Annotated in this window: 26 protein-coding genes and 1 other RNA gene; 14 read left to right on the plus strand and 13 right to left on the minus strand. The window is 49.2% G+C overall.

The genetic code is table 11. From position 1 onward, the window contains the following. The first annotated feature begins 7 nt into the window (after window positions 1–7). The gene (locus tag ACKFKH_RS14450; RefSeq protein WP_446859016.1) at window positions 8–1,012 is read left to right on the plus strand and encodes a glycosyltransferase; all 1,005 of its coding nucleotides are present in this window, start codon (window positions 8–10) and stop codon (window positions 1,010–1,012) included. A 22-nt stretch (window positions 1,013–1,034) separates the two neighbouring features. On the opposite strand, the gene ACKFKH_RS14455 is transcribed toward ACKFKH_RS14450, so the two are convergent. From ACKFKH_RS14455 to topA, 3 genes are read right to left on the minus strand one after another with little or no spacing between them, the layout of a single operon-like run. Then, a complete protein-coding gene (locus ACKFKH_RS14455; RefSeq protein ID WP_446859017.1) occupies window positions 1,035–2,183 on the minus strand; it encodes a glycosyltransferase in 1,149 nt (382 codons plus the stop codon). Between the two features lie 51 nt (window positions 2,184–2,234). Then, window positions 2,235–2,357 (minus strand): hypothetical protein, encoded by a 123-nt coding sequence (locus tag ACKFKH_RS14460; protein ID WP_446859018.1) that lies wholly within the window; start codon window positions 2,355–2,357, stop codon window positions 2,235–2,237. 28 nt (window positions 2,358–2,385) lie between these two features. Continuing rightward, window positions 2,386–5,187 carry a type I DNA topoisomerase gene (topA, locus tag ACKFKH_RS14465; RefSeq protein WP_446859019.1) on the minus strand — a complete coding sequence of 934 codons (2,802 nt, stop codon included), beginning with the start codon at window positions 5,185–5,187 and terminating at the stop codon, window positions 2,386–2,388. A gap of 664 nt (window positions 5,188–5,851) precedes the next feature. Here topA and ACKFKH_RS14470 point away from each other — a divergent pair. Beyond that, window positions 5,852–7,417 (plus strand): NAD(P)H-quinone oxidoreductase subunit N, encoded by a 1,566-nt coding sequence (locus tag ACKFKH_RS14470; RefSeq protein ID WP_446859020.1) that lies wholly within the window; start codon window positions 5,852–5,854, stop codon window positions 7,415–7,417. Between the two features lie 128 nt (window positions 7,418–7,545). Here the strand turns inward: ACKFKH_RS14470 and ACKFKH_RS14475 are convergent, their stop codons facing one another. From ACKFKH_RS14475 to ACKFKH_RS14490, 4 genes are all read right to left on the minus strand, one after another. Then, window positions 7,546–7,836, minus strand: a complete 291-nt coding sequence (locus ACKFKH_RS14475) for a DUF5615 family PIN-like protein (RefSeq protein ID WP_446859021.1) — start codon at window positions 7,834–7,836, stop codon at window positions 7,546–7,548. 3 nt (window positions 7,837–7,839) lie between these two features. Then, window positions 7,840–8,094 (minus strand): DUF433 domain-containing protein, encoded by a 255-nt coding sequence (locus tag ACKFKH_RS14480; RefSeq protein ID WP_446859022.1) that lies wholly within the window; start codon window positions 8,092–8,094, stop codon window positions 7,840–7,842. Between the two features lie 146 nt (window positions 8,095–8,240). Next, entirely contained in the window at window positions 8,241–8,921 is a 681-nt protein-coding gene (gene rnc / locus ACKFKH_RS14485; RefSeq protein WP_446859023.1) for a ribonuclease III, read from the minus strand. A 37-nt stretch (window positions 8,922–8,958) separates the two neighbouring features. Continuing rightward, on the minus strand, window positions 8,959–9,426 hold the full coding sequence (locus tag ACKFKH_RS14490) for an NYN domain-containing protein (RefSeq protein ID WP_446859024.1): 468 nt from the start codon (window positions 9,424–9,426) through the stop codon (window positions 8,959–8,961). A 425-nt stretch (window positions 9,427–9,851) separates the two neighbouring features. Between ACKFKH_RS14490 and ACKFKH_RS14495 the strand changes: the two genes are divergently transcribed. The 7 genes from ACKFKH_RS14495 (at window position 9,852) to ACKFKH_RS14525 (ending at window position 16,224) form a co-directional block, all read left to right on the plus strand. Then, entirely contained in the window at window positions 9,852–10,592 is a 741-nt protein-coding gene (locus ACKFKH_RS14495; protein WP_446859025.1) for a cobalamin biosynthesis protein, read from the plus strand. A 30-nt stretch (window positions 10,593–10,622) separates the two neighbouring features. Then, the gene (locus ACKFKH_RS14500; RefSeq protein WP_446859026.1) at window positions 10,623–11,153 is read left to right on the plus strand and encodes a pentapeptide repeat-containing protein; all 531 of its coding nucleotides are present in this window, start codon (window positions 10,623–10,625) and stop codon (window positions 11,151–11,153) included. Window positions 11,154–11,369: 216 nt separating this feature from the next. Continuing rightward, window positions 11,370–11,861, plus strand: coding sequence for a pentapeptide repeat-containing protein (locus ACKFKH_RS14505; RefSeq protein ID WP_446859027.1), 492 nt, complete (start codon window positions 11,370–11,372; stop codon window positions 11,859–11,861). 10 nt (window positions 11,862–11,871) lie between these two features. Then, entirely contained in the window at window positions 11,872–13,011 is a 1,140-nt protein-coding gene (locus tag ACKFKH_RS14510) for a 5-(carboxyamino)imidazole ribonucleotide synthase (protein ID WP_446859028.1), read from the plus strand. A gap of 85 nt (window positions 13,012–13,096) precedes the next feature. Further along, window positions 13,097–13,280: non-coding RNA, 6S RNA (gene ssrS, locus ACKFKH_RS14515), on the plus strand. A gap of 247 nt (window positions 13,281–13,527) precedes the next feature. Next, the gene (locus tag ACKFKH_RS14520; protein WP_446859029.1) at window positions 13,528–14,871 is read left to right on the plus strand and encodes a M16 family metallopeptidase; all 1,344 of its coding nucleotides are present in this window, start codon (window positions 13,528–13,530) and stop codon (window positions 14,869–14,871) included. A gap of 72 nt (window positions 14,872–14,943) precedes the next feature. Beyond that, window positions 14,944–16,224, plus strand: coding sequence for a M16 family metallopeptidase (locus ACKFKH_RS14525; protein WP_446859030.1), 1,281 nt, complete (start codon window positions 14,944–14,946; stop codon window positions 16,222–16,224). Window positions 16,225–16,363: 139 nt separating this feature from the next. On the opposite strand, the gene ACKFKH_RS14530 is transcribed toward ACKFKH_RS14525, so the two are convergent. The 6 genes from ACKFKH_RS14530 to ACKFKH_RS14555 all read right to left on the minus strand — a co-directional run bounded on the left by ACKFKH_RS14530 (window position 16,364) and on the right by ACKFKH_RS14555 (window position 23,181). Then, window positions 16,364–17,053 (minus strand): pentapeptide repeat-containing protein, encoded by a 690-nt coding sequence (locus ACKFKH_RS14530; protein WP_446859031.1) that lies wholly within the window; start codon window positions 17,051–17,053, stop codon window positions 16,364–16,366. A gap of 320 nt (window positions 17,054–17,373) precedes the next feature. After that, window positions 17,374–17,565 carry a hypothetical protein gene (locus ACKFKH_RS14535; RefSeq protein ID WP_446859032.1) on the minus strand — a complete coding sequence of 64 codons (192 nt, stop codon included), beginning with the start codon at window positions 17,563–17,565 and terminating at the stop codon, window positions 17,374–17,376. A 205-nt stretch (window positions 17,566–17,770) separates the two neighbouring features. Continuing rightward, window positions 17,771–20,461 carry a GAF domain-containing protein gene (locus ACKFKH_RS14540; protein ID WP_446859033.1) on the minus strand — a complete coding sequence of 897 codons (2,691 nt, stop codon included), beginning with the start codon at window positions 20,459–20,461 and terminating at the stop codon, window positions 17,771–17,773. Window positions 20,462–21,071: 610 nt separating this feature from the next. Next, window positions 21,072–21,749, minus strand: a complete 678-nt coding sequence (locus ACKFKH_RS14545; RefSeq protein ID WP_446859034.1) for a response regulator transcription factor — start codon at window positions 21,747–21,749, stop codon at window positions 21,072–21,074. Next, window positions 21,746–22,876: a sensor histidine kinase gene (locus ACKFKH_RS14550; protein WP_446859035.1), complete on the minus strand. Its 1,131-nt coding sequence runs from the start codon at window positions 22,874–22,876 to the stop codon at window positions 21,746–21,748. The genes ACKFKH_RS14545 and ACKFKH_RS14550 overlap by 4 nt, the downstream gene beginning before the upstream one ends. Beyond that, complete coding sequence (locus ACKFKH_RS14555; RefSeq protein WP_446859036.1) at window positions 22,810–23,181, minus strand: hypothetical protein; 372 nt, start codon at window positions 23,179–23,181, stop codon at window positions 22,810–22,812. Before ACKFKH_RS14555 ends, ACKFKH_RS14550 begins: the two co-directional genes overlap by 67 nt. 209 nt (window positions 23,182–23,390) lie before the next feature. Here ACKFKH_RS14555 and ACKFKH_RS14560 point away from each other — a divergent pair, with 209 nt between their 5' ends. The 5 genes from ACKFKH_RS14560 to ACKFKH_RS14580 all read left to right on the plus strand — a co-directional run bounded on the left by ACKFKH_RS14560 (window position 23,391) and on the right by ACKFKH_RS14580 (window position 25,646). Next, window positions 23,391–23,795, plus strand: a complete 405-nt coding sequence (locus ACKFKH_RS14560) for a hypothetical protein (protein ID WP_446859037.1) — start codon at window positions 23,391–23,393, stop codon at window positions 23,793–23,795. Between the two features lie 362 nt (window positions 23,796–24,157). Then, complete coding sequence (locus tag ACKFKH_RS14565) at window positions 24,158–24,604, plus strand: hypothetical protein (protein WP_446859038.1); 447 nt, start codon at window positions 24,158–24,160, stop codon at window positions 24,602–24,604. A gap of 46 nt (window positions 24,605–24,650) precedes the next feature. Further along, window positions 24,651–24,920, plus strand: a complete 270-nt coding sequence (locus ACKFKH_RS14570; protein ID WP_446859039.1) for a hypothetical protein — start codon at window positions 24,651–24,653, stop codon at window positions 24,918–24,920. A gap of 157 nt (window positions 24,921–25,077) precedes the next feature. Next, window positions 25,078–25,425 (plus strand): hypothetical protein, encoded by a 348-nt coding sequence (locus tag ACKFKH_RS14575; RefSeq protein WP_446859040.1) that lies wholly within the window; start codon window positions 25,078–25,080, stop codon window positions 25,423–25,425. Window positions 25,426–25,451: 26 nt separating this feature from the next. After that, window positions 25,452–25,646, plus strand: coding sequence for a hypothetical protein (locus ACKFKH_RS14580; RefSeq protein WP_446859041.1), 195 nt, complete (start codon window positions 25,452–25,454; stop codon window positions 25,644–25,646). Window positions 25,647–25,772 lie beyond the last annotated feature (126 nt).

Here is a 25,772-nt window from a genome sequence, read left to right on the forward strand (position 1 = left end):
GTGTGGGGTGAGGGGTGAGGCGCGTCAGTGGGATGTAAAAACGGTTGAGGGGTTGAGTTTTTCGATCATTCTCGAAACTGAGAATTTGGCAAATGCGGATTTCAATGGATTGGTGAAGTCGATCGAATCTTTAGCGCAACAAGATCCGCCCCCGACCTGTGCCAATGAGGTGTTGCTGATCGACAGTGGAGATACGCCAACTGAGTTGCTCGATCGTTTGTGTCAACAATATGCCTGGATCAAGGTTCACGAGGCACCTCCAGGGACAGGCTACTATGCCTCCAAAATGCTAGGGGCAACGCTGGCAACAGGCGACATCATTGTTTACTACGACTCAGACTGCATCTACGAGCCAACCTGGTTGAGAACAATGCTCACCAGTTTTTCTCACGCCTCTGCCCCCCAAATCATCGCTGGAGAAACCACCACTCGCGGCGTTGGCCCTTATGAGACAGCGATGTCTATGACTTACATTTTTCCGCAATATTCCGGTCAGAAAACCCTGATCCCCAGTTCTCAGTACTTTTTGAATAACGTGGCGTTTCGGCGATCGTTTCTCTTAGCCAACCCCATCCCCACTGATCTGCCACTTTATCGAGGCAACTGTGTCATTCACGCTCAGGAGCTATCTGAGAAGGCTTACACCATTTGGCGACAGCCTCAAGCACGAGCGACCCACGCCCCTCCCAACGGGCTATCTCATTTCTTTTGGCGATTTTTGCTGATTGGGCATGATTACTATTGGCAAAAGCGAATTCTCAGAGCGCGAGGATTTCAAAAAGTCAACGATCCCGCTATGTCAAGTCAGGGGAAAATTCAGATTTTTAGCGATCGCATCCGCAAGTTATTCAAGAATGATCTGCGCCATGCCATTTTCTTTCCATTTGCCATTCCGATTATGATTGCTTCAGCAATTCTCATCTACATGGGTTATTTCATCACGGCTCAAAACCCAAAGTATCTCCTGGAGACCTACAGCAAGATTTTAGACCAATCTGAATCTATGACATAAAGCCAAATTCAAGCCAGTTCGTTTAATTGCTCGACTCCCAGGGTTTGATGATGCCGTCGCCTTCAATTCTCAGTCTGCGACCCCGCCAATATACGCCTCGCCCAAAGGCACCGATCGCCCAAACACCCAAACTCAGTGCATCTCGCAACGGCAACGCCCAAAACCAGCGCACCAGCTTCGGACAACCCATACTCAACGCAGCGATGAATGCTTGAAGGTAGCGAACGGCGAACGTGAAGAGAGTCACCGCGATCGCCCAGCTTGCAAACCCTGAAATCAGAAGTAAAGGAACGCAAAAGATCACGCCGTAACAAAAGACGATCGTATAGTAAATGGCACCCCGATTAAAGCGAATGGTTCTTGACCAGCGCAACTCTCGCTGAAACAGTTGATCAATGCTTTCGCGTCCGGTGTCAGATTCCAGCAGCAAATCAGAGAGCTTGATTTGATATCCTGCTTGAGCGGCCCGTTTACCCAGGTTGTAGTCTGAGCCAATGCGATCGAGATGGAGTCCGCCAAAGTCTGACAGCGTTGATTTGCGCGTGGCGATCGTGGCTCCGATGGCAAATTTTAGACCGCGATCGAGCTTCTGAGCCACCAGCGCACTAGGAATAAAATCACAGCAACGCCCCAAAGCAGCCAGCGCCGATCCTAAGAATTTGGGATTGTGAGCCACAAACGCGCAGGTGACAAGCCCCACTTTTGGATCAGCAAGAGGAGCCGTCACCGTCTGAATGTAGTCGGGGCTAACCTGAATATCACTGTCTGCAAAGATAATTACCTCATGTTGCGCTTCTTCCAGCAGATAGCTGAGGGTGCTGTCTTTGTGGTTGATGCCGCGAGGCGTGAGTCCGGTGAAAAGGTGGACGTGATCGGGAAACAGGTTGACCAGCTTTTCAAGCATCGGAATAGCCGGATCATCCAAATCGACCACCCCAAACAGCACTTCATAGCAGGGATAATCTTGTTTACAAAAAGCTGACCAGTTTTCCCAGGCTGCCTCGTCTAGACCACAGATTGGCACCATCAGAGACACGGCGGCATCCTGGACGGAAGTTGTGAGCGATTTAGGAGCCGTAAAAAACTGATAGGCAACCAGGGCGCAGGCAACATAGAAGACGATCGAGCCAGCAATTAGAACCAGCAAAACAATTTGCAGCAGAGTAATCATTTCGCGTTAGCAAACCTTTCTAACCAGCGACGAGTCGTTGAGCTTGAGCAATCAGAAGGTGTTTGAGAATTTGCAAACGGGCGATCGCGCTTTGTCATAATTCTGCAAATAGAGTGCAAATAGAAACCGTCTTGCGCTTACCACGATTTGAAACAATCCTGTGGAAACGACCATGTGAACGATCGCTCCTCGACAGAACCTTCTACTCTTCAGCCGTTTGTAGCTTTTTGCGGGTTGTACTGGTCGTTTTTTTGGCGGCTGCGGCAGTCTTGCGAGTGGTTGTTTTTTTGGCGGTAGACTTGGTAGCTGCCTTCTTGGTAGTTTTCTTTTCAGCTACTTCAGAATCGTCGTCTGCGGTCTTTTTGGATGCGGTCTTTTTGGATGCGGTTGTTTTGGAGGTAGCGGCTTTTGATTTAGTCGTGCCAGATTTTTTGCCTTTGGTGCCTGCTTTGGCATTGAGCGCTTCTACCGCCACCTCCATTGAGATTTCCTCGACGGTCTGACCTTCTGGCAGTGAGGCATTCACCTTGCCATGCTTGATGTAAGCTCCATAGGGCCCGTCGTAAATGTTCACAGGCTCATTGTCTTCAGGGTGGGCACCAAGTTCTCGCAACGGTTTGGCTGCGCCTCGTTTACCACGGGTGACTTTGGGTTCGGCTAGGAGTGCTAAGGCGCGATCGAAGCTAATCGACAACACATCATCATCCCCTTTGAGCGATCGGTATTCCTTCACGCCTTTGCCCTGGTCATGCACGATGTAAGGGCCAAATCGTCCCAAGCTTGCCTGAACCTTGCCGCCGTCGGGGTGCATTCCCAAGTTGCGAGGCAGCGCGAGTAGCCCAACTGCTTGCTCTAAAGTGACGGTATCGGTGGTCACGCCTTTGGGTAAGGAAGCCCGTTTGGGTTTGGGATTTTCATCCGTCGCGTCGCCAAGCTGAACGTAAGGGCCATACGCGCCAATCAGAACGTAGATTGGTTCACCCGTCTCAGGATGAAAACCGAGTTTGTCCGGGCCTTCTGTCTTTTGTCGGAGAAGCGTTTCGACCTGTTCGGGATCAAGATCAGCGGGAGTGAGATCTTTTGGAATGGAGGCTTTGACCATCCCATCGCCGTTCTCGACTTCGATGTAGGCCCCATAGCGACCAATCCGAACTTTGGCAGCGAGTTGTTCTAGTTCAACCGTGCGGGCTTCGGTCGGATCAATCTGGCTTTCGCGATCGCGTACCTGCGTTTCCAATCCATCGTCACCCAGATAAAATTCCTTGAGATAAGGCAGCCACTGCACCTCACCTGTTGAGATATCATCCAGCGTGCGCTCCATTTTGGCGGTAAAACTGGTGTCTACCAGATCAGGGAAATGCTTCTCTAATAAAGAGGTGACAGCAAAGGCGGTAAAGGTGGGGATCAACGCATTGCTGACCAATTGAGCGTAGCCGCGATCGATAATCGTGCTGATAATGCTGGCGTAGGTACTCGGACGGCCAATGCCTTCACTTTCGAGCATTTTGACGAGGGAAGCTTCGGTGTAGCGGGCGGGGGGTTGGGTTTCGTGTCCGATCGCGTCCAGGTTGCGGCAGTTGGGATGGTCGCCGACACGCATGGCGGGGAGAATGATTTCCTGGTTCTCGATCGCCGCATTGGGATCATCGGAGCCTTCAACGTATGCTCGAAAGAAGCCCGGAAAGTCAATCCGCTTACCGCTGGCCCGAAATCCAGCATCCTCTACCTGAATCTGCACCGAGATCTGGGTCTGACGAGCATCGGCCATTTGAGTCGCCACAGTCCGCTTCCAGATCAGATCGTAGAGTTGAAACTCTCGCCCACTCAGTCCAGTCTGCTGAGGCGTGCGGAAACTACTACCTGCCGGACGAATCGCCTCGTGGGCCTCCTGTGCGCCTTTGCTCTTGGTCGTGAACTGACGTGGCTGAGGACTGAGATAGTTGGCACCATACATTTGCTCAACACACTCACGAGCAGCAGAAACGGCCTGACTCGACAAATGTACTGAATCCGTTCTCATGTAGGTAATGTAGCCCTGCTCATACAAACTTTGCGCCGTCCGCATTGTGTCACGAGCCGAGAGACTCAGCTTGCGGTTTGATTCTTGTTGCAGCGTTGAGGTTGTGAAGGGCGGGGAAGGTTTGCGCGTGACGGGGCGCTCTTCGAGGTCTGAAACTGTCCAAGCTTTGTCTGTCAGTCGTTCTTGGAGCGCTCTGGCTTCGATTTCGTTGAGCAAAACGACATTGCGACCTGCGGCAACTTGTCCGGTAGCTTCGTCAAAGTCGGCTCCGGTGGCGAGTTTGCGTCCGGCCAAGGTGGTCAGCTTTGCCTCAAACTGGTTGTCGGGCTTTTCTAGACTAGAAGATTCGCCCACTGCCAACAGCGCTTTGAGATCCCAGTAAGCCCCTTTGCGGAAGGCTCGACGCTGCCGTTCACGAGTCACCAACAGCCGCACCGCAACGGATTGCACCCGCCCAGCAGACAGCCCGTAAGCGACTTTCTTCCAGAGCAGCGGAGAGAGCGTGTAGCCAACTAAGCGATCGAGGATGCGCCGCGTCTCTTGCGCCCTGACCAGTCCTTCGTCAATATCTCGACAATTATTGATCGCTTCTCGGATCGCTTCTTGCGTGATCTCGTGAAACACCATGCGCTTGACGGGCACCTTGGGCTTGAGAATCTGCAACAGATGCCAGCTAATGCTTTCTCCTTCACGGTCTTCGTCAGTCGCCAGTACCAACTCCGTCGCGTCCTTAAGGGCATCCTTTAGGGTTTTGACAATTTTGGCTTTGTCTTTGGGCACTAGATAAATCGGCTCAAAGTCCGCATCCACATTCACGCCCATCTCTCTGACCTTCTTATCAGTGATCGAGGCAGGAACGTCGCTAGTAGACTGAGGCAAATCGCGGACATGCCCCATCGATGCTTCTACCCGGTAGCTAGACGGCAGATAGTTGCGAATGGTGCGGGCTTTAGTTGGAGATTCGACGATGACAAGCGTTGACATGAGTCTCGTTAGCTTCCAGAGAAAAGAGCGATCGGGCAGGCGATTAAATCAGTGAGGGCGATTTCAGGATGACGTATCTCATCAATAACACCAAATCTGAGTAGATTGCAGAATCTTGGATTTGGTAAGTCCAGTGTAGAAACTAAGTTAAAGGCTTTTTGTGCCTCAAATCTAAAAAGATTGCTAAATCTCCATTTTTATAGGGGATTTCGACAATTGACAAAACGCACAATCGAAGAGCCTATCTCTCCTAACTTATAACCATACCCACAGCCCAGGAGATTTCACCACAAAGATTTTTGGCGGATCTCTCTACAATCTGCGCCGGCTTTCTCGCTCAACCGCAGGTTTTCTCTCCAGAAAGCGTAAACTTTACGAGGGTTTCTTCTCAACGTTAAGTTTTAATCTCTAGTCGTCAACCCAAGATAAACCGTTCTCTTGTCCCTTGTGCTTTCTCTATGCATCATCGAGATCCATAAGCTTAATTAGATGCCAGCTTCTAAGAGAACCAATCTCGGTTTGAGCACGGATCGCAGAAATTAACGGGATCTAGAGTACCGGGCACGTTAAAATCCGTAAAAGATCTGTACTAACTTAGGATTCTCCTGTCTTTAAGGCGTTGAGTTCCTAAATTTTCATTAACCGCTCAATCGGACTCAGCTTTATGGACTTTGCTACTCTTGCAGCCCAGTTAAACGCGGGAACGATCTTGCCAGAGGGAATCGTCATCGTCACGATTCTGTTGGTGATCGTGGGTGACTTGATTGTGGGGCGCACCGCCTCCGCCCGTTGGACTCCTTATGTGGCGATCGGGGGCTTGCTGTCCGCCGTCTTCGCCCTCTACCAGCGCTGGGACTCCACCAGCCCAATTTCTTTTTTTGGAGAGTTCAACGCCGACAACATGAGTGTGGTCTTCCGGGGGATCATTGCGCTCTCGGCGGCTGTGACAATTTTGATGTCGATTCGCTATGTCGAGCAGTCGGGCACAGCTCTGGCAGAATTTCTCACCATCTTGCTCACGGCTGTTTTGGGCGGCATGTTCCTCTCTGGCTCAGACGAGCTAGTGTCGGTCTATGTCTCGCTCGAAACGCTCAGTATTTCTTCTTATTTGTTAACGGGCTATACCAAACGTGACCCGCGATCGAATGAGGCTGCGCTCAAATATCTGCTGATTGGGGCATCAAGTTCGGCGATTTTCCTCTATGGTGCGTCGTTGCTGTATGGGCTATCGGGTGGAGAAACTCGTCTGAGTGCCATCTCTACCAGCATTGGGGCAGCGGGCTTAGAGAACTCGATCGGTCTGGTGATTGCGCTGGTATTTGCGATCGCAGGCATCGCTTTCAAAATTGCCGCCGTTCCCTTTCACCAGTGGACTCCGGATGTGTATGAAGGGTCACCGACTCCCGTGGTTGCCTTCTTATCGGTGGGGTCAAAGGCGGCTGGATTTGCGCTGGCGATTCGGCTGCTTGTGACGGCCTTCCCGCTGGTGACGGAGCAGTGGCACCTGGTCATGACAACTCTCGCTCTCTTGAGTATGGTGTTGGGCAACGTGGTCGCCCTGGCGCAAACGAGTATGAAGCGGCTTTTGGCCTATTCGTCGATCGGTCAAGCAGGTTTCGTCATGATTGGGCTGGTGATTGGCACCGATGCCGGATATGCCAGCATGATCTTCTACCTGATGATCTATCTGTTCATGAACTTGGGCGCGTTTACCTGCATTATTCTCTTCACGTTGAGAACGGGAACTGACCAGATCAGCGAATACTCTGGTTTGTATCAGAAAGATCCGCTTTTGACTCTGGCTCTCAGCGTCTGTCTCCTGTCTCTGGGTGGCATTCCGCCTCTGGCTGGCTTCTTTGGTAAGCTGTATCTCTTTTGGGCAGGTTGGCAAGCGGGCGCGTATCCGTTGGTGCTGTTGGGTTTGGTAGCGAGTGTGATTTCGATCTACTACTACATTCGTGTGGTGAAGATGATGGTCGTCAAAGAGCCGCAGGAAATGTCTGAATCGGTGAAAAACTATCCTGCGATTCGCTGGGATTTGCCGGGAATGCGTCCCTTGCAAGTCGGTTTGATCATGACGCTGATCGCGACGACGGTGGCTGGCATTCTCTCCAATCCGCTCTTCACGCTGGCAAACAACTCGGTGACACAAACGCCGATGCTGCAAGCGGCTGACAAACCTGCTCTGCAAGTGAGCAAAGATGTAGAGAGATCTCCCTTGAATCTGTAAATTTTGGCTTGAAGACCGATCGCTCTTGAGTGCTTAAACTTGAGGGCGATTTTTTTGTGTCATTAACCAGGACGATTAACTCGAATTAACTTGCCATTTAGAGGTTCAGAAAGGGCGATCTCTTCGAGTTACCCGCAAGGGGTCGCTTCACTGATTCGATTTGCCATGCTTGCGCGATCGGACTCGTCTCGACAAATCACAATCCCAGCATGGTCGGGTTGCACCTGATGCAATCGAATCAAGTGACGACGATTGAGGGTCAAAACGGCTCTTCCAGTCATCGTGGCAAAGCTCAAAACTTCCTCGTCAGACAGTCCTCGATTGTTTGCTTCTTGAACGGTGAGTACGTTGTGCTGTAGGAATCGTAGCCCTTCAACCACTCGTTGAGGAAATTGCTCATCGGCATAGAGGTCAGCCACTAATCACGCTTCCTCATTTTCTCGAATCGTCGCTGCAATTTCCTCAGAATGCGCGTCTGCATAGACCCAAGCGTTTGCTAGATCCGTTGCAGAGAGAGTGAGGTAGTCTTTCAGAAGATCCATTTCGCTGATTCCCAGATTTCTCGCTTCTACCAGCACCCAGACTGGAATGCGCGTTCCTTCGATGCAAGCGTCGCCCCCACAGACTCCTGGCGTTTTGGTGATGCCGCGCCAATTGCTGCTGAGGCTGCGCGTCAAGATCTAAATCGCTTCGGCTTTTTCGGAAGGACTGAGCGAAAGTAGCTGGGCCTGAAGTTCTTTGAGCGTCATAGCGATTTCTCAAGCAAAAAGCGGCTTCTTTATTGTGAGGGATTTGGAGGAGCGATCGTCTTAATCTCGATCGCTCAAATCAAGCCTCGTTTTTTGAGTTTGGCAAGTGCATCTTCGGCTGCTCGTTTTTCAGCATCTTTTTTGCTGGTGCCTTTGCCTTCTCCATACACTTTGTCACCGACCAAAACTTTAGAGACAAATTCTGGTTTGTGATCCATTCCTCCAGCTTTTTCTGTGAGGTATTTAGGTGGCGTTGAACTGATGTTTGCCTGTACCACTTCTTGAAGTCGATTTTTAGAATCTACGCTAGAGCGAGACACGACGATTCCTTCAGGAACTGAGTCAAAAAATTGCTCGATCAAAGGACGAACTTTTTCAATATCTCGATCGCAATCCAAATAGTAAGCAGCGACAACTGCCTCAAAGGTACTGCTCAACAAATTTGGATTTTGATAGCCCCCGTCTTGAATCGTGCCTCTGCCCAACCGCATTCTAAAATCGATGCCGACTTCGATGGCAAATTTGGCTAATTGTCTTTCGTCAACGAGTGCCGATCGTCGTCGGGTCATTTCGTCTTCTCCCATTTCTGGATGGCGACGATACAGATATTCTCCACTCAAGAAAGTCAGGATTGCGTCTCCCAAAAATTCCAGCCGTTCATTCTGCATTTCCCCCGGATTTTCGTTGATATAAGAACGATGGGTCAGTGCATGACGCAACAGGTTTTCATTGTGAAATGTCAGAAGTTTGTGCATTGTAATCCCTTCTCTCTTGAGTAGATTTTCTACCTGATTAAGCAGCTTGTTTGAAAAGCTCACTCACGTAATAAAACTCGTTAGCCAGTTCACGTAGTTTCTTACTAACGTTGCCTTGAGCGATGATAATGACCCATTTCCCTTTAGCTTTTAGATCACGAACTAATGGTGCAAAATCTTTATCTCCAGAGACGAGAATCACAACATTAATCTGTGGATTATTCAAAGCTTGGCTTCTACAATCTTGAATCAGTTGGTCATCTACACTGTTCTTTTGGCGGGAAGGGATGTTGACGCACTCAAGTCCAATTTTGTAGAGGAACTCTTCGCGTTGCTCGTTTTCACGCCGCCAGTAAGCGTAAGCTTTTTTGCTCTTCAGGTTAAATACAATGTCTGCCCAACTCAACAAATAATCTGCTTCGTTGTCAGTACATCTAACGTTTTGCCAGTCCCAATACAAAGCGCAAGAGGGAGTTGAATTGCCAAAATTTTGCATGTTCATCATGCGTAAGCTCCTAATAATTTTGTTAGAAGCGTCGGACATTTATTTGGCGCGACCTGAATTCTCTAAGAGAAACCCAGGCACAAAATCGAATCCTCTAAGAGAAATCCGATCGAATTACTTAGTAACCTTGATGGTTATCGTCTCAAAAACAGTATCTCAGAGCTTCAAATTGATGTACAGCCAGTATTCTGAACCAGCATCCATCTAAATTTTGACCTTCTGAATCTCTAGCTAGATAAATGTTGAGCCAAAATACGAGCTACACATTAATCTGAAACTTTGAGATGCTGCACATGAGACGGAAACCCAAGCCTTGCGCCTAACGTTTATGTCTTTCGCTATGCGTAAAATATGACACCTCCTTTCAGTGTTTGTCAAGCCTCTCGTTGTACTAATTTCAAAAAGTAGGATTTGAACGATCGCTCATGCTAGAAATCGTCCGTTTGGGAAGTCTGTACGGCTGGCAAAAAGGCAGCGGAGATTGGGAAGGCGTGAGGGAAGCAATCGCTCATCAAGATCCCATTCAAGTCATTCAAGAAGCAGGCTCAACGCAGTGGCAAACTGAATTACCGTCTGATCATTCGTTCTATTTTGGCTTTCCTGAATACACGGCGACCCAACGAGATCACCCCCCAACGCCCAAAGCGCGAATTTGGATTAGTGCGATTCAGCGGCGGTTTGCTCCAGAGTCAAAGTTACCCAAAGTGCAGTGGCATCCGCGAGTGTTGTGGGTGGGCGTTGGCTGTGAGCGGGGTGTTTCTTCAGCGCTGATTGATCAGGCGATTCAAGAGATTTTTCAAGCGAATCATTTAGCTGAGTTGGCGATCGCCGCCTTGACCACGATCGACACCAAATCCAATGAAGCCGGACTACTGGAATTTTGCGGTCAGCGTCATCTCCCTTTGCGTTACTTTTCTGCTGAGGCGCTGCGATCGATTCGCGTCCCCAATCCCTCAGCCGTGGTTGACAGCAGATCGGGAACGCCCAGCGTCTCAGAAGCGGCCGCCATTTTGGGAAGTGGAAACCCTGATCTCTTGATTGCCAAGAAAATCTTTCGAGTTGAAGGATCTGGAGCCGTGACGATCGCCGTCGCTCAATCAAACCAGGAATATGCAGACCAGGAATACACAGAAGACAGCGGCCAACAAAGCGCCCCTTCCTCATAAACTAAGAATGGACTCTCTTAACATTCAGCAATGATCTGCACACCGTTGATGCCTCGGCTGCGAACTTTGATTTTGTCGATCGTTCTTGCCGTTCTTTTCTGCCTAAATGGGACGCTTCCCGCAAATGCGGCCGCCTCGACTGCGGCCAGTGGTAAATCCCTCGACTTTGCCAGCGACGCATCTGGAAACAAAGATTTCTCAGGCAGAGATTTGCGAACCGAAGAATTTCCGGGCGCTGATCTCGATAAAGCCAATTTCTCAAACAGCAACTTAGAAGGAGCCGTATTCAGCACCTCAACGCTTAGAGAAACCAACTTTCAGGGCGCAAATCTCAATCAGGCCATGATGGATCAAGTTCGTCTTCTGAACGTGAATCTGAGTGATGCCGTTCTTACCGACGCTATGCTGCTGCGGACTGAGTTTCGCGATGCCAACGTGACGGGCGCAGACTTTAGTGGTGCAATCTTGAGTGCCCTTCAGGTCAAAGAGCTTTGCAAATCAGCCAGCGGCACAAATTCAAAAACAGGAGTTGATACGAGAGAATCGTTGGGTTGTCGTTGAGAAAGGGATGAGGGAGAACTTCGATGATCTGTTCCCCCTTTGGGGGTAATCCGCTTCGCGAGGAGAGATGAAAAGACGGTTTGGTTGATTTAGAGATGATGGCATTTCTGAGTTCTCGTTCGGCATTTGGCACGATCTCTTCGAGTTACCCGCAAGGGGTCGATTTAAGGTTTCATTCGTGAGGTAAGCTGACTTTATTCACGATCGAGAAATCTTATGATGCTTTGGCGATCGGCTGCCTTTCTGTTAGCGCTGATTCTCTGGTTCTGTTCGCTCCCGGCTCAAGCGTTAGACTATCCGCCACCCCTTTCTTACAGCAATGCGGAATTGGCGAGGAAAGACTTTTCGGGGCAGACGTTGCGATCGGCGGAGTTTTCTAACGCCAATCTCGAAAGCACCAATTTTGCCAACGCTGATATGAAAGGGGTCGTGTTAAGTGCCTCTGTGTTGACGATGACCGACTTACAGGGAGCCGACTTAACCAACGCATTCATGGATCAAGTCAAGTTTACTCGCACGAATTTGAGTGATGCGATTTTGACCGATGCAATTTTGTTGCGCTCCACCTTTAAAGACATCAACATTAACGGAACCGACTTCACCAACGCTGTTTTAGACGGTGCCCAAATTCGAGAACTTTGTCAGGTTGCTCAAGGCACAAATTCCAAAACGGGTGTCAATACGAGAGAATCTTTAGGTTGCCGTTAATGTCGTTGCGATGAACTCAGAAAGTGCTAACCCTGCTCGAACCGTTGGCGTGATTGGAGGCGGACAGTTAGCCTGGATGATGGCAGACGCAGCCAAAAAGTTGGGCGTTGCGTTAATCATTCAAACTCCCGAAGAGACCGATCCGGCTGTGTCGATCGCTGCTCAGACCATCCTTGCCCCGATCGAGAACGCCGCCGCCACCGCTCAACTCGCTCAACAGTGCGAAGTGATCACTTTTGAAAACGAATTCGTCGATTTAGCGGCACTCTCTCAGCTTCAACAGGCTTGCTTTCGTCCCAGTTTAGAGTCTCTCAAGCCGCTCCTGGATAAGTACGATCAGCGTTGCTATTTGCGCGATCGTCACCTTCCCACCCCTCAATTTTCTGACTTCTCAAACGCCAATATTTCTAAGTTTCCGATCGTTCTCAAAACGCGCCGCCACGGTTACGACGGTCAAGGCACGTTCATTCTCAGAAACTTCGACGAGCTAGAAGCCACCCTCAAAAAACTAGGGGATCAGCCGCTTCTAATTGAAGAATTTGTGCCGTTTGAGCGCGAATTGGCTGTGATGGCAGCCCGATCGCTCACGGGAGAACTCGTCGTCTATCCCGTTGTCGAGACTCAGCAAGAAAATCAAGTTTGCCGTCGCGTCATTGCCCCGGCTGATCTGCCTGCGTCCACCGTTCAAGAAGTGGAAGCGATCGCCCGTACGCTCTTAGACGGCCTGCAAGTCGTCGGTATTTTTGGAATTGAGCTATTTCTCACATCTGAAGGAAAAGTTTTAGTCAACGAAATCGCGCCCCGGACTCACAACTCTGGGCACTATACGATCGACGCTTGCGCCCCTTCCCAATTTGAGCAGCAGCTTCGAGCCGTCTGCGGATTGCCACTAGAAACTCCCAAAATGAAGGGTGCAGGCGCTCTCATGGTCAATCTTTTAGGCTACGAAAATTCCCACAGCGACTATCTCCCCAAGCGCCAACAACTCGCCCAAATTCCCAACGCCTTCATCCACTGGTACGGCAAAACCGAATCGCGCCCCGGCCGAAAACTAGGACACGTCACCGTTCTACTAAACACCTCCCAGGATTTGAGAGGAGACGCAATCGCTCTTTCCAAGACGATCGAATCCATTTGGTACAGCCCCTAAAATATTCCTTCCCTCCTCCCTCCTCCCTCCTCCCTTCTTCAACCCCCTCTCCCCAAACTCCCCCTTTCCCGCTAGAATGAGTGAGGTTCAACTGCGGCGTTGGTGACTGCCAATAATGTTTTATGATCTTGCTTTTCAATTAGGGAACTTAAATCCGTCTGGCGGCAGTAGACCGGACTTGCATCCGGAAACTTTAAGTCGGGCGATCGGCTCCCACCTGGTCTCGCACCAGGTCAAAAACTGAGGTAAAACGGCGTTGCGGTGAACTTCACAGAATTGCTTTCCCTTGTTGAACTCAGCAGGGGAATTTTTGTAGGAAAGTCTAGAAATCTTTACACTCACAACTAACCCAGCAAGATTACGCCTAAAGACGCTGCAAAATCGCGTGATGAATGGGTTAAAGAATGAATAAGATGAGTAGATGGGTCGGTAAAGTTTTGATGATTAGCCGACTTGTTTGATTGTCCAATCCTCTCCTCAGCTTGGACTGTCCCTCAACCCCACCCAAAAATAATCTTGAACTTACCTCGATCGCCCCAGTTCTCGACAGCCCCCTTTCCAGCCAACATTCTCACGCTAGAGAGCGGATTAACGCTGATTCACCAACACGTTCCTTCTGGTGTCGTCGCGGTTGATGTCTGGGTCAAAGCAGGCGCGATCGTTGAACCCGATGAATGGTCAGGCATGGCCCACTTTCTCGAACACATGATTTTTAAGGGCACTGATCGCCAACCTCCCGGCAGCTTTGATCACGCGATCGAAAATCGAGGCGGCATGACCAACGCGGCTACCAGCTACGACTATGCCCACTATTTCATCACCACGGCTGCTCATCATCTGAGCGATACGTTACCTCACTTGGGCGATCTGCTGGTGAATGCGGCGATCCCTGATGACGAGTTTGATCGAGAGCGCGATGTCGTGTTAGAAGAAATTCGCCAAACCTACGACAATCCAGACTGCATCGCCTTTGAAGCCTTGATGGAAAGTGTTTATCAGCGACATCCCTACGGACGATCGATTCTGGGCACCGAAGAAAAACTGATGGAGCGATCGCCCGCAGAAATGCGCCAGTTTCATCGCAGCCACTACCAGCCTGACAACATGACCGTGGTGATCGTAGGAGACGTTTCGCAGGATGAGGCAATTCGGGAAGTCGATCGCGCCTTTCATCCCTTCCAAATGCCGCTCACCTGTGCCCAATCCAGTCTCGAAGCCGAGCCGCCCCTAACTGGAATTCGTCGTCAAGAACTCAGACTGCCTCGACTAGAGCAAGCCCGTTTGATGATGGCGTGGATGACTCCGGGGATCAAGACTCCTCCATTGCCACCCGATGTAGAAACTTTGCCCTGGCAGCGATTTCCTGAAGCCGAACACCGAGACCCGCTACAAGATGCCTATGGGTTAGAGGTGCTATCAGTTTTGCTGGCGGAGAGTCGATCGTCCCGGTTAGTTCAAGAACTGCGTGAAGAACGGCAACTCGTCCAAGGGATCAGCAGTGGATTTACACTTCAGCGCGAATCCGGGATCTTTACAATCACGGCATGGCTTGATCCCGACCAGCTAGAACGAGTTGAGGCCTTGATTTGCGATCGCCTTTCAGAACTGATCACCACTCCCGTCGCCGCAGGAGAGCTTGCCCGCGCCAAACGCCTGCTCTGTAACGACTACGCCTTTTCAACTGAGACTCCCAGCCAGCTTGCCGGACTGTATGGCTACTACCACACGATCGCTCAGGCAGAGGTTGCCGTCAGCTATCCCCAACGGATTCAAGCCATCACCCTCGAAGACTTGCAGGAGTTGGCGAGTTGCTATTTGTCCCCTTATCGATATGCCACGATCGTCATGAAAGCTCTTTAAACCTCGTCAAACCTCGTCAAACGACGGTTGAAAACTTTAGATTTAGCAATATTCACCAGGACTTTTACGATCGTGACTTCCACTCTTGCCCAGCGCACCATCCATCGCACCGTTCTCAACAATGGCATCGTCGTTTTAGTAGTCGAAAATCCCTCGGCTGACATCATTGCCGCTAGAATCTTTGTCCGATCTGGGAGCCGCTGGGAATCTCCTCAACAGTCCGGTTTGTCTCATCTTGTCGCATCCGTCATCACCAAAGGCAGCCAGCAGTTTTCATCCCTGGAGATTGCCGAACAGGTCGAAACGATCGGAGCCAGCTTCAATACAGATTCGACCTCCGATTACTTCTTAATGAGCCTAAAAACTGTCTCTTCAGACTTTGCTCAGATGTTAACGCTGGCGGGAGAACTGCTGCGATCGCCCACCTTCCCCTCAGAAGAGGTCGAGCTAGAACGGCGGCTCACCCTGCAAGCCATTCGCTCTCAACAAGAGCAACCCTTTACGATCGCGATGGATCAGTTGCGTCAAGCCATGTATGGTCAGCATCCCTACGCTCGATCGGGCTTGGGCACCGAGGAAACCGTTGCAAAACTGACGCAGCAAGACTTACAGCAGTATCATCAAACCTATTTTCGACCCGACAATCTTGTGATCAGCATTGCAGGACGAGTGACTTCCGAAGCCGCGATCGCGCAAGTCGAGTCTGTATTGGGCAATTGGCAAGCCCCCTCCGTTCCCCTACCGACTTTGAATTTGCCGCCGATCGTCACCGCCCCCAAGCAAGCCATCACGCCCCAGGAAACGCAACAGTCGATCGTCATGCTGGGTTATCTTGCCCCTGCGGTCAGCTTGGATGCCACAACTGCCTCAGACTACGCCGCCCTCAAAGTCTTAAACACCTACTTAGGCAACGGACTGTCGAGCCGACTATTTGTCGAGTTGAGGGAGAAACGAGGACTAGCCTACGAAGTATCTGCCTTCTACCCCACCCGCCTCGACACCTCCCAATTTGTCGTCTACATGGGCACCGCACCAGAGAATACGGCGATCGCTCAAGAAGGTTTGCAAGCTGAAGTCGATCGCCTCCGCACGACAACCCTGACCCCAGAAGAATTGCAGTCCGCCAAAAACAAGATGCTGGGTCAATACGCCCTTGGCAAACAGACCAATTCTCAGCTTGCTCAAATTTTTGGCTGGTACGAAACCTTGGGATTAGGCATCGAGTTTGATACTCGCTTTCAAGAAGAGGTAGCGGCCGTAACGGTAGAAGGGGCCCAATCGGCAGCCGATCGCTGCTTCATCGAACCCTACCTCTCGCTACTGGGCCCTGCCGCCGTTGTTAACCCGACTTGACAGTCGATCCCGGCTGTAAGACTTTAGACAGAGCGACTTAGAGCTTCGGATCTAAGGTCTTCGCAGGTTTGATGGCGATCATCAGAGAATTGGGATGGCTAAAGGATAAAACCCTAACTCATCCCTCATCCCTCATCCCTCATCCCTCAAACACTGCCCCTCGCTGCTTCAAGTCACGCCTCATTTCCTTCGACAGTTCTGAGACTTGACTAAATCGAGTTCTTTCGACTTTAGTGCCTGTGAAATCGGCATCTGCAAGGATTGAGTTTCTCAAATCGGCACTGCTGAGGTCAGTTCCATACAAGCTGGCACCCCTCAAGTCAGCATCCATCAGGCTCACTCGACGCAGGTCAGAATGATTCAGGTTTGCCCCGCTCAAATTTGCGCCCTCTAGTCTGGCTCCTAGTAGAGTTGTCCGCCGAATGTCTGCCTGACTGAGATTAGCGCTGACCAGAGTCACCTCGATCAAATTGGCATTATCTAATGCTGCACTCATCAAAACGGCGGCCGTCAAGTTGGCGCTGATTAGTTTTGCTCCTGTGAGAATGGCGCTGATCAGAGTTGCGTTGGTCAGATTGGCGCTAATCAGGTTCGCCTCGGTCAAATTGGTGTTGATCAGGTTGGCACCGACTAGATTGGCACCAATTAGATCAGCATGAGACATATTCTTAGAGCGTAAATCAACGCCGCTCAAATTCGCCTCAGAAAAATCTTTTAGCGGGTTGAGTCCAGCAATATGGGCGAGGTCGAAAAAGTCATCTGTATCGGCTTTCTCGACATTAACAATTAGTTCTTGAAGAATCTGAAGGGACTGCTCTTTGGTCATCATTGTTTTAGCCTGCCTATCTGAGACCATGCGGGGGGAACGGGCATTGCACTCAAAGAGGACTACAGACTATTCCAGAATGATTTCGCAAGACAGGTCAGGGAATTTACGGATTTCTCTAAATACCTGATCGTAAATTTACAAAATCAAATCAGGTATGCTGGCAGGTAGCTTTAATTAGCGTCAATTCAACAATGTTTTTTGGTTCGATGTTCCGCCCTTCTGTCGCCGATCCCCCCATGCTGACGCACTTCTAGAGAAGATTCATGGGAGATTTAGGGGTAACTCGACTCCATAACCGAAGTGAATACTCGAATTCACATTTAATTAGCGCTTTCTGCTTGATGTAGCGCAATCAATCGCTCAATAATGGCCCGCTTGTTGGGACTAAGATTTTGAGGAATGAGTGTTTCGAGATTTGGCAAATGGTTTAATTCAAGACCAGACTGACGAGAGTCTGGCTTAAAGTCATCCTGAGAGAAATGAAGGCTATCAGCGTGATTTGAGTGAGACATTATGAAAAATGATGGTGAAACCATTTCAAATCCAGGGCGATTCAACTTCCTGGGTTAACTTTCTGTGGAACTTACCAGACTGGCCGAATCAAGCTTTACTAGCAGCAGTTTAACTTTTCTCAGCCTGACTGCCCATTACCTGATTGGGCTAATTGCTTCTGCTCAAAGATAGGATTGGCTTTTTTAACTTTGAAGAAAATTCAGGCTATTTTTCGGTGAGCGCCCAGGCTCCATCCCAGTCGTCAGGCGGGGGATTGGTCAGCCAATGTTGACAGCGAATCATGTGCAAAGATGAGGCTCGATCGTGGCTGTCAATCTCCAAAACCTGGGCAAACTCACCCACTGCCAGAGCAAACTTGCGCTTTAGATAATGCTCTCTCGCTTTGTGGTAATGCTCGATCGCCTGCTGTTTTTGGGCAGGGATCGATTGATCGCGCAGCCCTACCAGTTCGTAGACGGCGACGGGCTGATTTTTGCCTTTGACTTTGATGAAATCAAGCTCTCTCGCCCAAACCCGATCGGCACAGGGTCGATACGTACTTTCACTAATGACAATATCGGTGCCATAGAGTTTGGTTGCGCCTTCGAGTCGGGCACCCAGATTAACCCCATCGCCGATCGCCGTAAACTCCATCCGCTTGCTACAGCCAATATTGCCGCTGATTACGGTATCTGAATTGATGCCAATACCAATTTTGATCGCTTTCTGATTTTCGGCTTCGCGTCTTTCGTTAAAGAGTTCCAGTCGTTCTCGCATCTCTACTGCCGTTTTGACTGCCATCCACTGATGATCATCCAGCGGCAACGGTGAGCCAAAAACCGCCATGATCGCGTCGCCGATGTACTTGTCAAGAATGCCTTTGTGAGCAAAGACCGCATCCACCATCGACTCAAAATATTGGTTGAGCATTTCCACGACTTCTTCGGCGGCCAGCGTTTCTGTCAGGGTTGTATAGCTGCGAATGTCGGAGAACAGGACAGACACTTCTTTGCGATCGCCTCCCATCTTGGCGGCATCTGGGTTTTCTAATAGCTGCTCTGCCAGTTCCTGGGTCATATAGCGGTACATCGTACTTTTGAGCCGCTTTTCGTCACTGATGTCATCCATCACCACTAGCGCACCGGACACTTTTTGGTTGTCATTGGCCGCGGCGATCGTGTTGATCGACAAATTAATGCTGTGCTGTTCTTCGCCGACGACCGATTGCAGCGTCTGATCGGGATAGTACTGCTCACGATTTTGCGCGTCTAGCGACATTTTGAACCAGCGACAAAAATCACCCGTCTCAATGCGAATCAGATCCGTGATCAGACGACCTTCGATCGCCGCCAACCCATCCAGTCCCAAAAGTTTTTTCGCACTTTCGTTAGCGGCGATAATGAAGCCTTCTTTATCTGTTGAGATCACACCGTTGGAGAGCGATCGCAAGATATCACGCTGCATCTGCTCTTGCTGTTTGACAGTTTCAAAGAGTTTGGCGTTTTGCAATGCGACCCCGGCCTGAATGTTGAAGGTGGCCATAAAATCTTGATCACTGCGGTTAAAACTCGCTCTCCAGCATTCGGGAGCCTGGGGCCAGTTAGCAGGATCGTAGGAAGGGTAGTCGCCCTGTCTCTGCTTGTTGACCAGTTGAGTCACCCCGATCAGTTCACCATCTGAGTTGTGAACGGGCATACAGAGCAGACTACAGGTACGATAGCCCGTCGCTTGATCGGTTTGCTTGGCGGTTTCTGCGCCGTCGTGTTCGTAGAGGTCAAAGGAAATATTGAGCACTTCGCCCGACGCGGCCACTTGCCCGACAAAGCTGCCCAATCCGATCGGTAATCGCAATTCTCTCAAGGTGCCGTCCGCTAGGGTGACGCGAGTCCAGACTTCATCCCGTTCGCGATCGATCAGCCAGAGGGTACTGCGATCGGCGTTCATCAGTTTTTTGGCCTCGTCCATCACGCGCTTGAGGGTGTCGTCGAGGTCGAGGCTGCTCTGGCTCAAAGATTGGGTCGCTTTGATCAGAGCATTGGCGGCCCGTTGCTTTTGAGTGGCAATGTAGAACGATCGAGAGGATTCTAAAATCAGCCGAATCGACGGCGCAAAATCTTCAAAAACCTGCTCATCGTAGTCAGTAAAGCCATTGAGATCAATCTGCTCATCAATGGGAGCGTGACGATCGCAGCCTGGCTTTAATTTGTTGACCAATTGCACAACGGCGACTAGCTCTTCTTGGTCATTGAGTAAAGGCAGGGTCAGCATCGTAAAGGTTCGATATCCCGTCTTTTGATACTGAATTTTGGCTTGAGTCGATCGCGGATCGTTGAAAAAATCGAAGGGGTTGTAGACGGCTCGTTTAAAGGTTGCCACTTCGCCCGCGATCCCCTGGTCGATCGGAAAGCGAATCTCAATGCTGCGTCCCTCTTCTCCTTCTGCGGTCGTGGTGTAAAGCTCGTTCTTTTCCTCATCCAATAGATAAATCGTTGTGCGATCGGCGTTGAGCAATTCTCCTGTTTTGGAGGTGATCGAGTTGAGCATCTCTTCGAGAATGGTTTCAAACCCTTGCATGTCCAGCATTGAGAGGGTCTGATTCACGATTTGCAGCTTTTGCTCAACCTCTTTGACGACTTCTTTAAATCTGGTCTGCGTCAGGGGAGCCAGAAAAGAGGCAAACCGACCTTTGGCGGGTAGTGAAGTGGTCTGAGTCGAGACGAGAGCAGACTCTGCAAGAGACGGTGCAACTACAAACTCTGCCCGACCCATATTAGGCGGCTCCCCATGTGGGATCACATCCATCACCACATGATTGAGGGGCACCCGTTCACTGGTGAGAGAAGATTTGCTGGTGACGAAGGTGTCTTTGAGAAGATCACCAACGTGGCGGTTGGGCAGATGAGGAGATGCAGTCATAACGGTTTTCAGTGAGAAGCTAAAGGATTCCTTGAGCCAGTGGCGATCGGGGCGGGTTAAAACTTGCGGCCAGCCATTGGGCGATCGATCGGCTCAGATCTTGCGGAGCTTGGAATGCGTTTCACGTTTAATCTAGGATGATTTTGGCACGATGACCAGAGACTAGATGTACCAATTTCTACCAAGTCTAAATCAGCGATCAGGCTTTTGGGACTCCTCGAATGGATTGGCTGTCGTAAATTTTGGCACCCATATCTAGAGCGTCATGTGTCTAAAAGAAAGGGCGAGTAGACAAAGATATCGAACACCCTGGATATCTACAGCACTTTTATCTAGAATTCCCTCTCATTCGCAACTTTAAGCTGAAAATCAGTAATCTTTCAATCCAATTGAGGGATTTCTCAGTAACCCTGACATTCTACTTTTATCTGATAGAAGTAAAAATAGCTGTAAAGCTTGCGTGAATTACATACGAGGATATAAAGAAAATTACAGCCTTGCCTGGGTTAGCGGTTTTTAAGTGAGTCAAGCTTGTTTGCCGCCTGCAACTTTTCTTGCACTCTGCCTATTTTGTAGGGATTAATTACGTGAGGTTGGGAGCCGAGAGCTTTTATTTTCTGACAGATTCAGAATTCTCAGACAACTTTGGGGTGAGAAAGGAATGGGCAAAGACGGCGATTTGAGTGCGATCGCGCAGATTTAGCCGACTCAAAATGCTGGAGACATGATTTTTCACCGTCTTCTCAGTAATGCAGAGAATTTCAGCAATTTCGCGGTTGTTGGCACCTGTGGCAATCAGGCTCAGTACTTCCCGTTCTCTAGGGGATAATTCTGCTAATTCAATTCTTGACGAACTGACTGAATTTGGGGAGGCAACCCGCTGAGAAAACACTTTCTGAAACAGTCCGGGGCCAAGCTGGGTGTAGCCTCTGTGAGCAGAACGGATGGCATCGGCAAGTTCGTCTGAAGGGGTATCTTTGAGGAGATAGCCGATCGCGCCAAAGTCCATCGCCTGTTGAATATAGTGCTCGTCGTCAAAGGTGGTGAGAATCAGAACTTTGATTTGAGGGCTGCGATCGCAAATCATTTGAGTCGCGGCAACGCCATCCATTACAGGCATTTGCACATCCATTAAGACCAAATCGGGTTGAAGCTGCGCGGCTTGCTCGATCGCTTGTTGCCCGTTTTCTGCTTCTCCAATCACCTGTAGGTCTGATTGCGCCTCTAACAAACGTCTGAGTCCCTGACGGAGTAGCGTTTGATCTTCGACTAGAAGCAGGCGAATCATAAAATCACTTGAGGGAGTGGAATGGTTACACAGACTTTGCAACCTGCGCCCGGAGCACTGATGATCTGGAAGGTTCCGCCTAAACTTTCGGCGCGTTCCTGCATTCCTCGTAGCCCAAATCCGGTTGCATTTTGCTCAACTTGAAACCCTCGCCCATCATCCTCGATTTGCAGAGAAAGATGACAAGTTTCTTCAGCTAATTCTAGTTTAAGTTGAATGTTAACCTGAGTGGCATTGCTATATTTCTGGACGTTGGTTAGAGCTTCTTCGATGATCCGGTAGACTGCAACTTGTATTCTGGTCGGTAAGGCCACTTGTGTCTCCAGGCGAACCGTTGGATATAACCCTGTTGCAAGCTGAAAGTTTTGGGTAAGTGTGGCAATGGCATCACTCAGTGATCGACCTTCTAGCGGATCAGAACGGAGCAGTGCGATCGATTGTCGCAGTTCTCTCAGCGCATCTGAAGAAATTTGTCGGCTTTGATCGAGAAACGTTTTTGCCTCATCAGAATTTGACTGTAGTGAGAGAGCCGCATTTTGTAGCAACACATTCTGAGTCGTCAATAGATGACCTAGAGAATCGTGAATGTCACGAGCAATGCGGGTGCGTTCTTGTAATGTTGCCTGGTCTTCAATTTGAATTGAATATTGATAAAGCTGTTCGTGTGCCTGTGCAAGTTTGCGTCGTCCGTTCCGCTCATTGACGACTGAACCAACTAAAAGGAGAACAAATAATAGAATCAACCCAAATGAAAGCAAGCTATCTGTTAAGAAGAACAGAATAAAATCCTGTAGATAGTCAAAGAACTTGCTAACTTGTTCTGCACTAAATTCTGCATTGAGACGAGCGCCGCCGTTGGGTAAGAATGTAAGCCAGTCAAAGGATGCCCATTCACCTTTAGACCGGATGGCAGGATGTAGAATAATCCAAACCAGCAGAAAAGGAAATAGGGTGATTGGATAAATGCACCACATCAAGACTGCCATGATCCAGCGATCGCGCTTCTGAAACATCAGACAACTGCGTAACAGAACAATCAGCAATAAGGGTGAAAGCGTTTCTAATCCCCAACCTTGAATATTTGCATCGTCCCAATGAGCATGAATGCGATCGAGGTATAAATCCACTTACCGAGCCGCGTAGTTGGCAATCCGAAACCCATCAATCCAAACGCCAGTAAGAGACTCAGAATCGTAATCGTATCGGTTGGTTTAAGGCTGATTTGCACAAAGTACTCTGACCCATTCCAGAAGGAAGGCTTGCCCCAGGTGTGCGTTTTTCCATCCCACAGTGCGGGCTGTAGCCAAACTGGAAATCCAAAGATTTTGAAGGTCGAAATCCCCAGTAAAATCCACTCCAAATACAACAACAATCGAAAAGGATGCGGCTGTAAGTGTAACCAGGATTTGGTGATAGAAAGTCTTCTAAACATGAGGATGCGGTATGAATAAGTTGCTTTTTTGTATCACATTCTGATCAAGTTACGCTTGGGACTACAGCCCTATCTCTCAGTTCACCTAGGACTTCAGACCTATCAGAAAATCAGGACTCTAGCCTCATGTGAATAACCCTTGCTAACTCGTAGATTTGATTTGTTCTGAGAGGAACAAGCAAACTCCAAAAGTAGTGAAGGTGAAACTCATGAAACGCAATCAATTTCCGGCAATTTTCGCAGTTGCAGTAGTTCTAGTAGGTATCGGAACAACTGCCATCGCGAGTGCTAACCTTTCTCCGAATGAGCAAATCGCGGTTGAGCGGCTTTGTAATCCAGGTAGTTTTACTTCTCTCCTAAACAAAGACTTTAGAGGTGTCAACTTGAGTACCAGACAGTCTCGATTAATTCAGAATGCGTATCAATCCTATGTGGCTTGGTACATGAAAAACATGGGGGATAACAAATGTTGGGATAATAATGAAGGTGTTTTAACAGCTCCTTTCGTTGGCAAGTACGCAGAATATGAAGCAGTAGTGCGGAAAACCTTAAATCCACGACAGTTGACGCGATGGGACAAGAATATTAGGGACATTCTTGCTGGTCGAAGATAGCGCAATTCTGAAACTGGTTCAAGGTTCAAGTGGGTGTGACCTAAATTTGATGTAAATATGGCTGTAGAGTCTGTCAGGATTGGGTCTCAGCATTTTCTAGAGTATTGATTGGTTAATTCCATTTCTCATGAGACTGAATCACCCAGTCTCTTACAGGTGGACAAAACCTGGATCTGACAGCACATTAGATTTCAGTCACACCCGTTCAAGGCATTGCTCAAGCTGAAAAGTAGCAACGTTGAAGAGGGCGATCGCTTCCTGGATTAATGAGAACAAGTGATCGTCTTTTATTTCAATTTACCAGCCCTAAAACAGCACTTATTACACCTCGCTAATCAAACAGGAGAATAATGATAATAATGATGAAATGGCTTCCGGTACTGATACTGTCCAGTATTATGCTGGTCGGCTGCGACGATCGCAAGGCAAAAGAACAATTGAATACCACCATGAGCAGTTGGGTAGGTCGCAATGTAAATGAGTTTGTTCGCAAATATGGTGCGCCAACTACTTCGTTTGCTTTGCCGAATGGAAACACGCTCTATTCTTACATTGCCGATCGAGAAGAGCTTTCTAAAGAACCAACCTATGTCAATGAGTCTCGCAATCGTCGGGGCGAAAAGGAAACTGTTGTCACGGGTGGAGGAACGATCGTCGATCGAGACTTTTGCGAAATTAATGTGGAGTTCGATCGAACAGGCAAGATCTTGACTTGGCGCTATGAAGGCGATTCTCCTCGGCACTGCAAAATCAAAAGTCTGCCAAAATCGTTCCAAAAGCAATTGCAAAAAGATGGCGTTTTTCCTTAGTTCAATGACATCAATTAACGTGAGGAAAACAATGAGACGATTGTTGATGACTGTTGTTGCTAGTACTGCAATCTTGGTTGGATTGGTAAGTGTGACGGTTGCTCAGTCTCCAAAAGATGCTTTGGTTGACTCGATCGATAAAGCAAGTTGGGAAGTGTCACCTGTCATTGATCACGAAAGCGATCCAGCCGTTGAGAAGCGCAATCTGAACAATGAATTTAGAGGTACAAATCTCACGCCTCGACAGTTTGAGCAAGTTCGCAAGGCTAATACCAAATTGATCTTTGAGTGCTACAGATCTTGGAGAGCAGCCTAAATCCGCCACTTGTAGGGGACTTCAAGCCAAAGAAGTTTCGGATTCTCAAAGTCCCTCAGACTGGGGGATTTAGGGGCGAAGGATCTGTAGCATTCACAAATTGATTGGGTATAAACCTCTTGTTTTCTAATTGCACACCCACTCAGGAGAACCAGCAATGCAACCGGATGATTCTCGATCAGATTGGACAATGGAAGTTCAAAGCTGGGAGGAGATTCGACAGATGTATGAGGATGCGGGGGTGCCGTTGAGTCCTGAGCAAGAAGCTCAATATCAGCAAGCCAATGAGCAACTAAAAGCCAGAATTGAGCCAGAGTTTCGAGCCGCACCGATCGTATTTATTCTCAGGTTCCTCGTCATGGCGATTTTGCCAAAGATGGTCTTGGACATTGTGGGAGGCTTGCTTCTCGGAGATGCAATTCTGGATTATCTCAAAGCAATGGCTCAAATTTTGACACTAGAACAACTGGAAGTCTGGGAGCGGAGTTTTAAGCACGATCGCTAACATCATTCAATTTAGAGAACATAACAATGGGACGCATTATTCTCATGCTGGTACATGGAACGATCGGAACAGGGATCGGACGGAGTAGCGCGATCGCAGTTCTACTTCTAATTCCGGCGTTGCTGAATCAGGGGATGAATTGCCCCAAAGCGGGGGGAACCCAATGTTCAAGCCTCAACGGGTTCGTGCAATTGATTAGTTCATGGCATTGCTCAAACTAAGGTAGCCGAATTAGATGGAGCGATCGTTCCGACTTAAAATGCGATCGTTCTCCTTCAGGGATTGTAAAATAGATTGTGTCAAAGGTCAGAAGTTGAGATCTAATGAACTACTGAACCGGAGACATC

Source organism: Phormidesmis sp. 146-20 (genome assembly GCF_052939475.1).

Excerpts from the sequence above, each read along its gene's own strand:
- ACKFKH_RS14455 (WP_446859017.1), bottom strand. The coding sequence starts at position 2,183 with ATGATTACTCTGCTGCAAATTGTTTTGCTGGTTCTAATTGCTGGCTCG.
- ACKFKH_RS14460 (WP_446859018.1), bottom strand. The coding sequence starts at position 2,357 with ATGGTCGTTTCCACAGGATTGTTTCAAATCGTGGTAAGCGCAAGACGG.
- topA (WP_446859019.1), bottom strand. The coding sequence starts at position 5,187 with ATGTCAACGCTTGTCATCGTCGAATCTCCAACTAAAGCCCGCACCATT.
- ACKFKH_RS14470 (WP_446859020.1), top strand. The coding sequence starts at position 5,852 with ATGGACTTTGCTACTCTTGCAGCCCAGTTAAACGCGGGAACGATCTTG.
- rnc (WP_446859023.1), bottom strand. The coding sequence starts at position 8,921 with ATGCACAAACTTCTGACATTTCACAATGAAAACCTGTTGCGTCATGCA.
- ACKFKH_RS14490 (WP_446859024.1), bottom strand. The coding sequence starts at position 9,426 with ATGATGAACATGCAAAATTTTGGCAATTCAACTCCCTCTTGCGCTTTG.
- ACKFKH_RS14495 (WP_446859025.1), top strand. The coding sequence starts at position 9,852 with ATGCTAGAAATCGTCCGTTTGGGAAGTCTGTACGGCTGGCAAAAAGGC.
- ACKFKH_RS14500 (WP_446859026.1), top strand. The coding sequence starts at position 10,623 with ATGATCTGCACACCGTTGATGCCTCGGCTGCGAACTTTGATTTTGTCG.
- ACKFKH_RS14505 (WP_446859027.1), top strand. The coding sequence starts at position 11,370 with ATGATGCTTTGGCGATCGGCTGCCTTTCTGTTAGCGCTGATTCTCTGG.
- ACKFKH_RS14510 (WP_446859028.1), top strand. The coding sequence starts at position 11,872 with ATGAACTCAGAAAGTGCTAACCCTGCTCGAACCGTTGGCGTGATTGGA.
- ACKFKH_RS14530 (WP_446859031.1), bottom strand. The coding sequence starts at position 17,053 with ATGATGACCAAAGAGCAGTCCCTTCAGATTCTTCAAGAACTAATTGTT.
- ACKFKH_RS14535 (WP_446859032.1), bottom strand. The coding sequence starts at position 17,565 with ATGTCTCACTCAAATCACGCTGATAGCCTTCATTTCTCTCAGGATGAC.
- ACKFKH_RS14540 (WP_446859033.1), bottom strand. The coding sequence starts at position 20,461 with ATGACTGCATCTCCTCATCTGCCCAACCGCCACGTTGGTGATCTTCTC.
- ACKFKH_RS14545 (WP_446859034.1), bottom strand. The coding sequence starts at position 21,749 with ATGATTCGCCTGCTTCTAGTCGAAGATCAAACGCTACTCCGTCAGGGA.
- ACKFKH_RS14555 (WP_446859036.1), bottom strand. The coding sequence starts at position 23,181 with ATGTTTAGAAGACTTTCTATCACCAAATCCTGGTTACACTTACAGCCG.
- ACKFKH_RS14560 (WP_446859037.1), top strand. The coding sequence starts at position 23,391 with ATGAAACGCAATCAATTTCCGGCAATTTTCGCAGTTGCAGTAGTTCTA.
- ACKFKH_RS14565 (WP_446859038.1), top strand. The coding sequence starts at position 24,158 with ATGAAATGGCTTCCGGTACTGATACTGTCCAGTATTATGCTGGTCGGC.
- ACKFKH_RS14570 (WP_446859039.1), top strand. The coding sequence starts at position 24,651 with ATGACTGTTGTTGCTAGTACTGCAATCTTGGTTGGATTGGTAAGTGTG.
- ACKFKH_RS14575 (WP_446859040.1), top strand. The coding sequence starts at position 25,078 with ATGCAACCGGATGATTCTCGATCAGATTGGACAATGGAAGTTCAAAGC.
- ACKFKH_RS14580 (WP_446859041.1), top strand. The coding sequence starts at position 25,452 with ATGGGACGCATTATTCTCATGCTGGTACATGGAACGATCGGAACAGGG.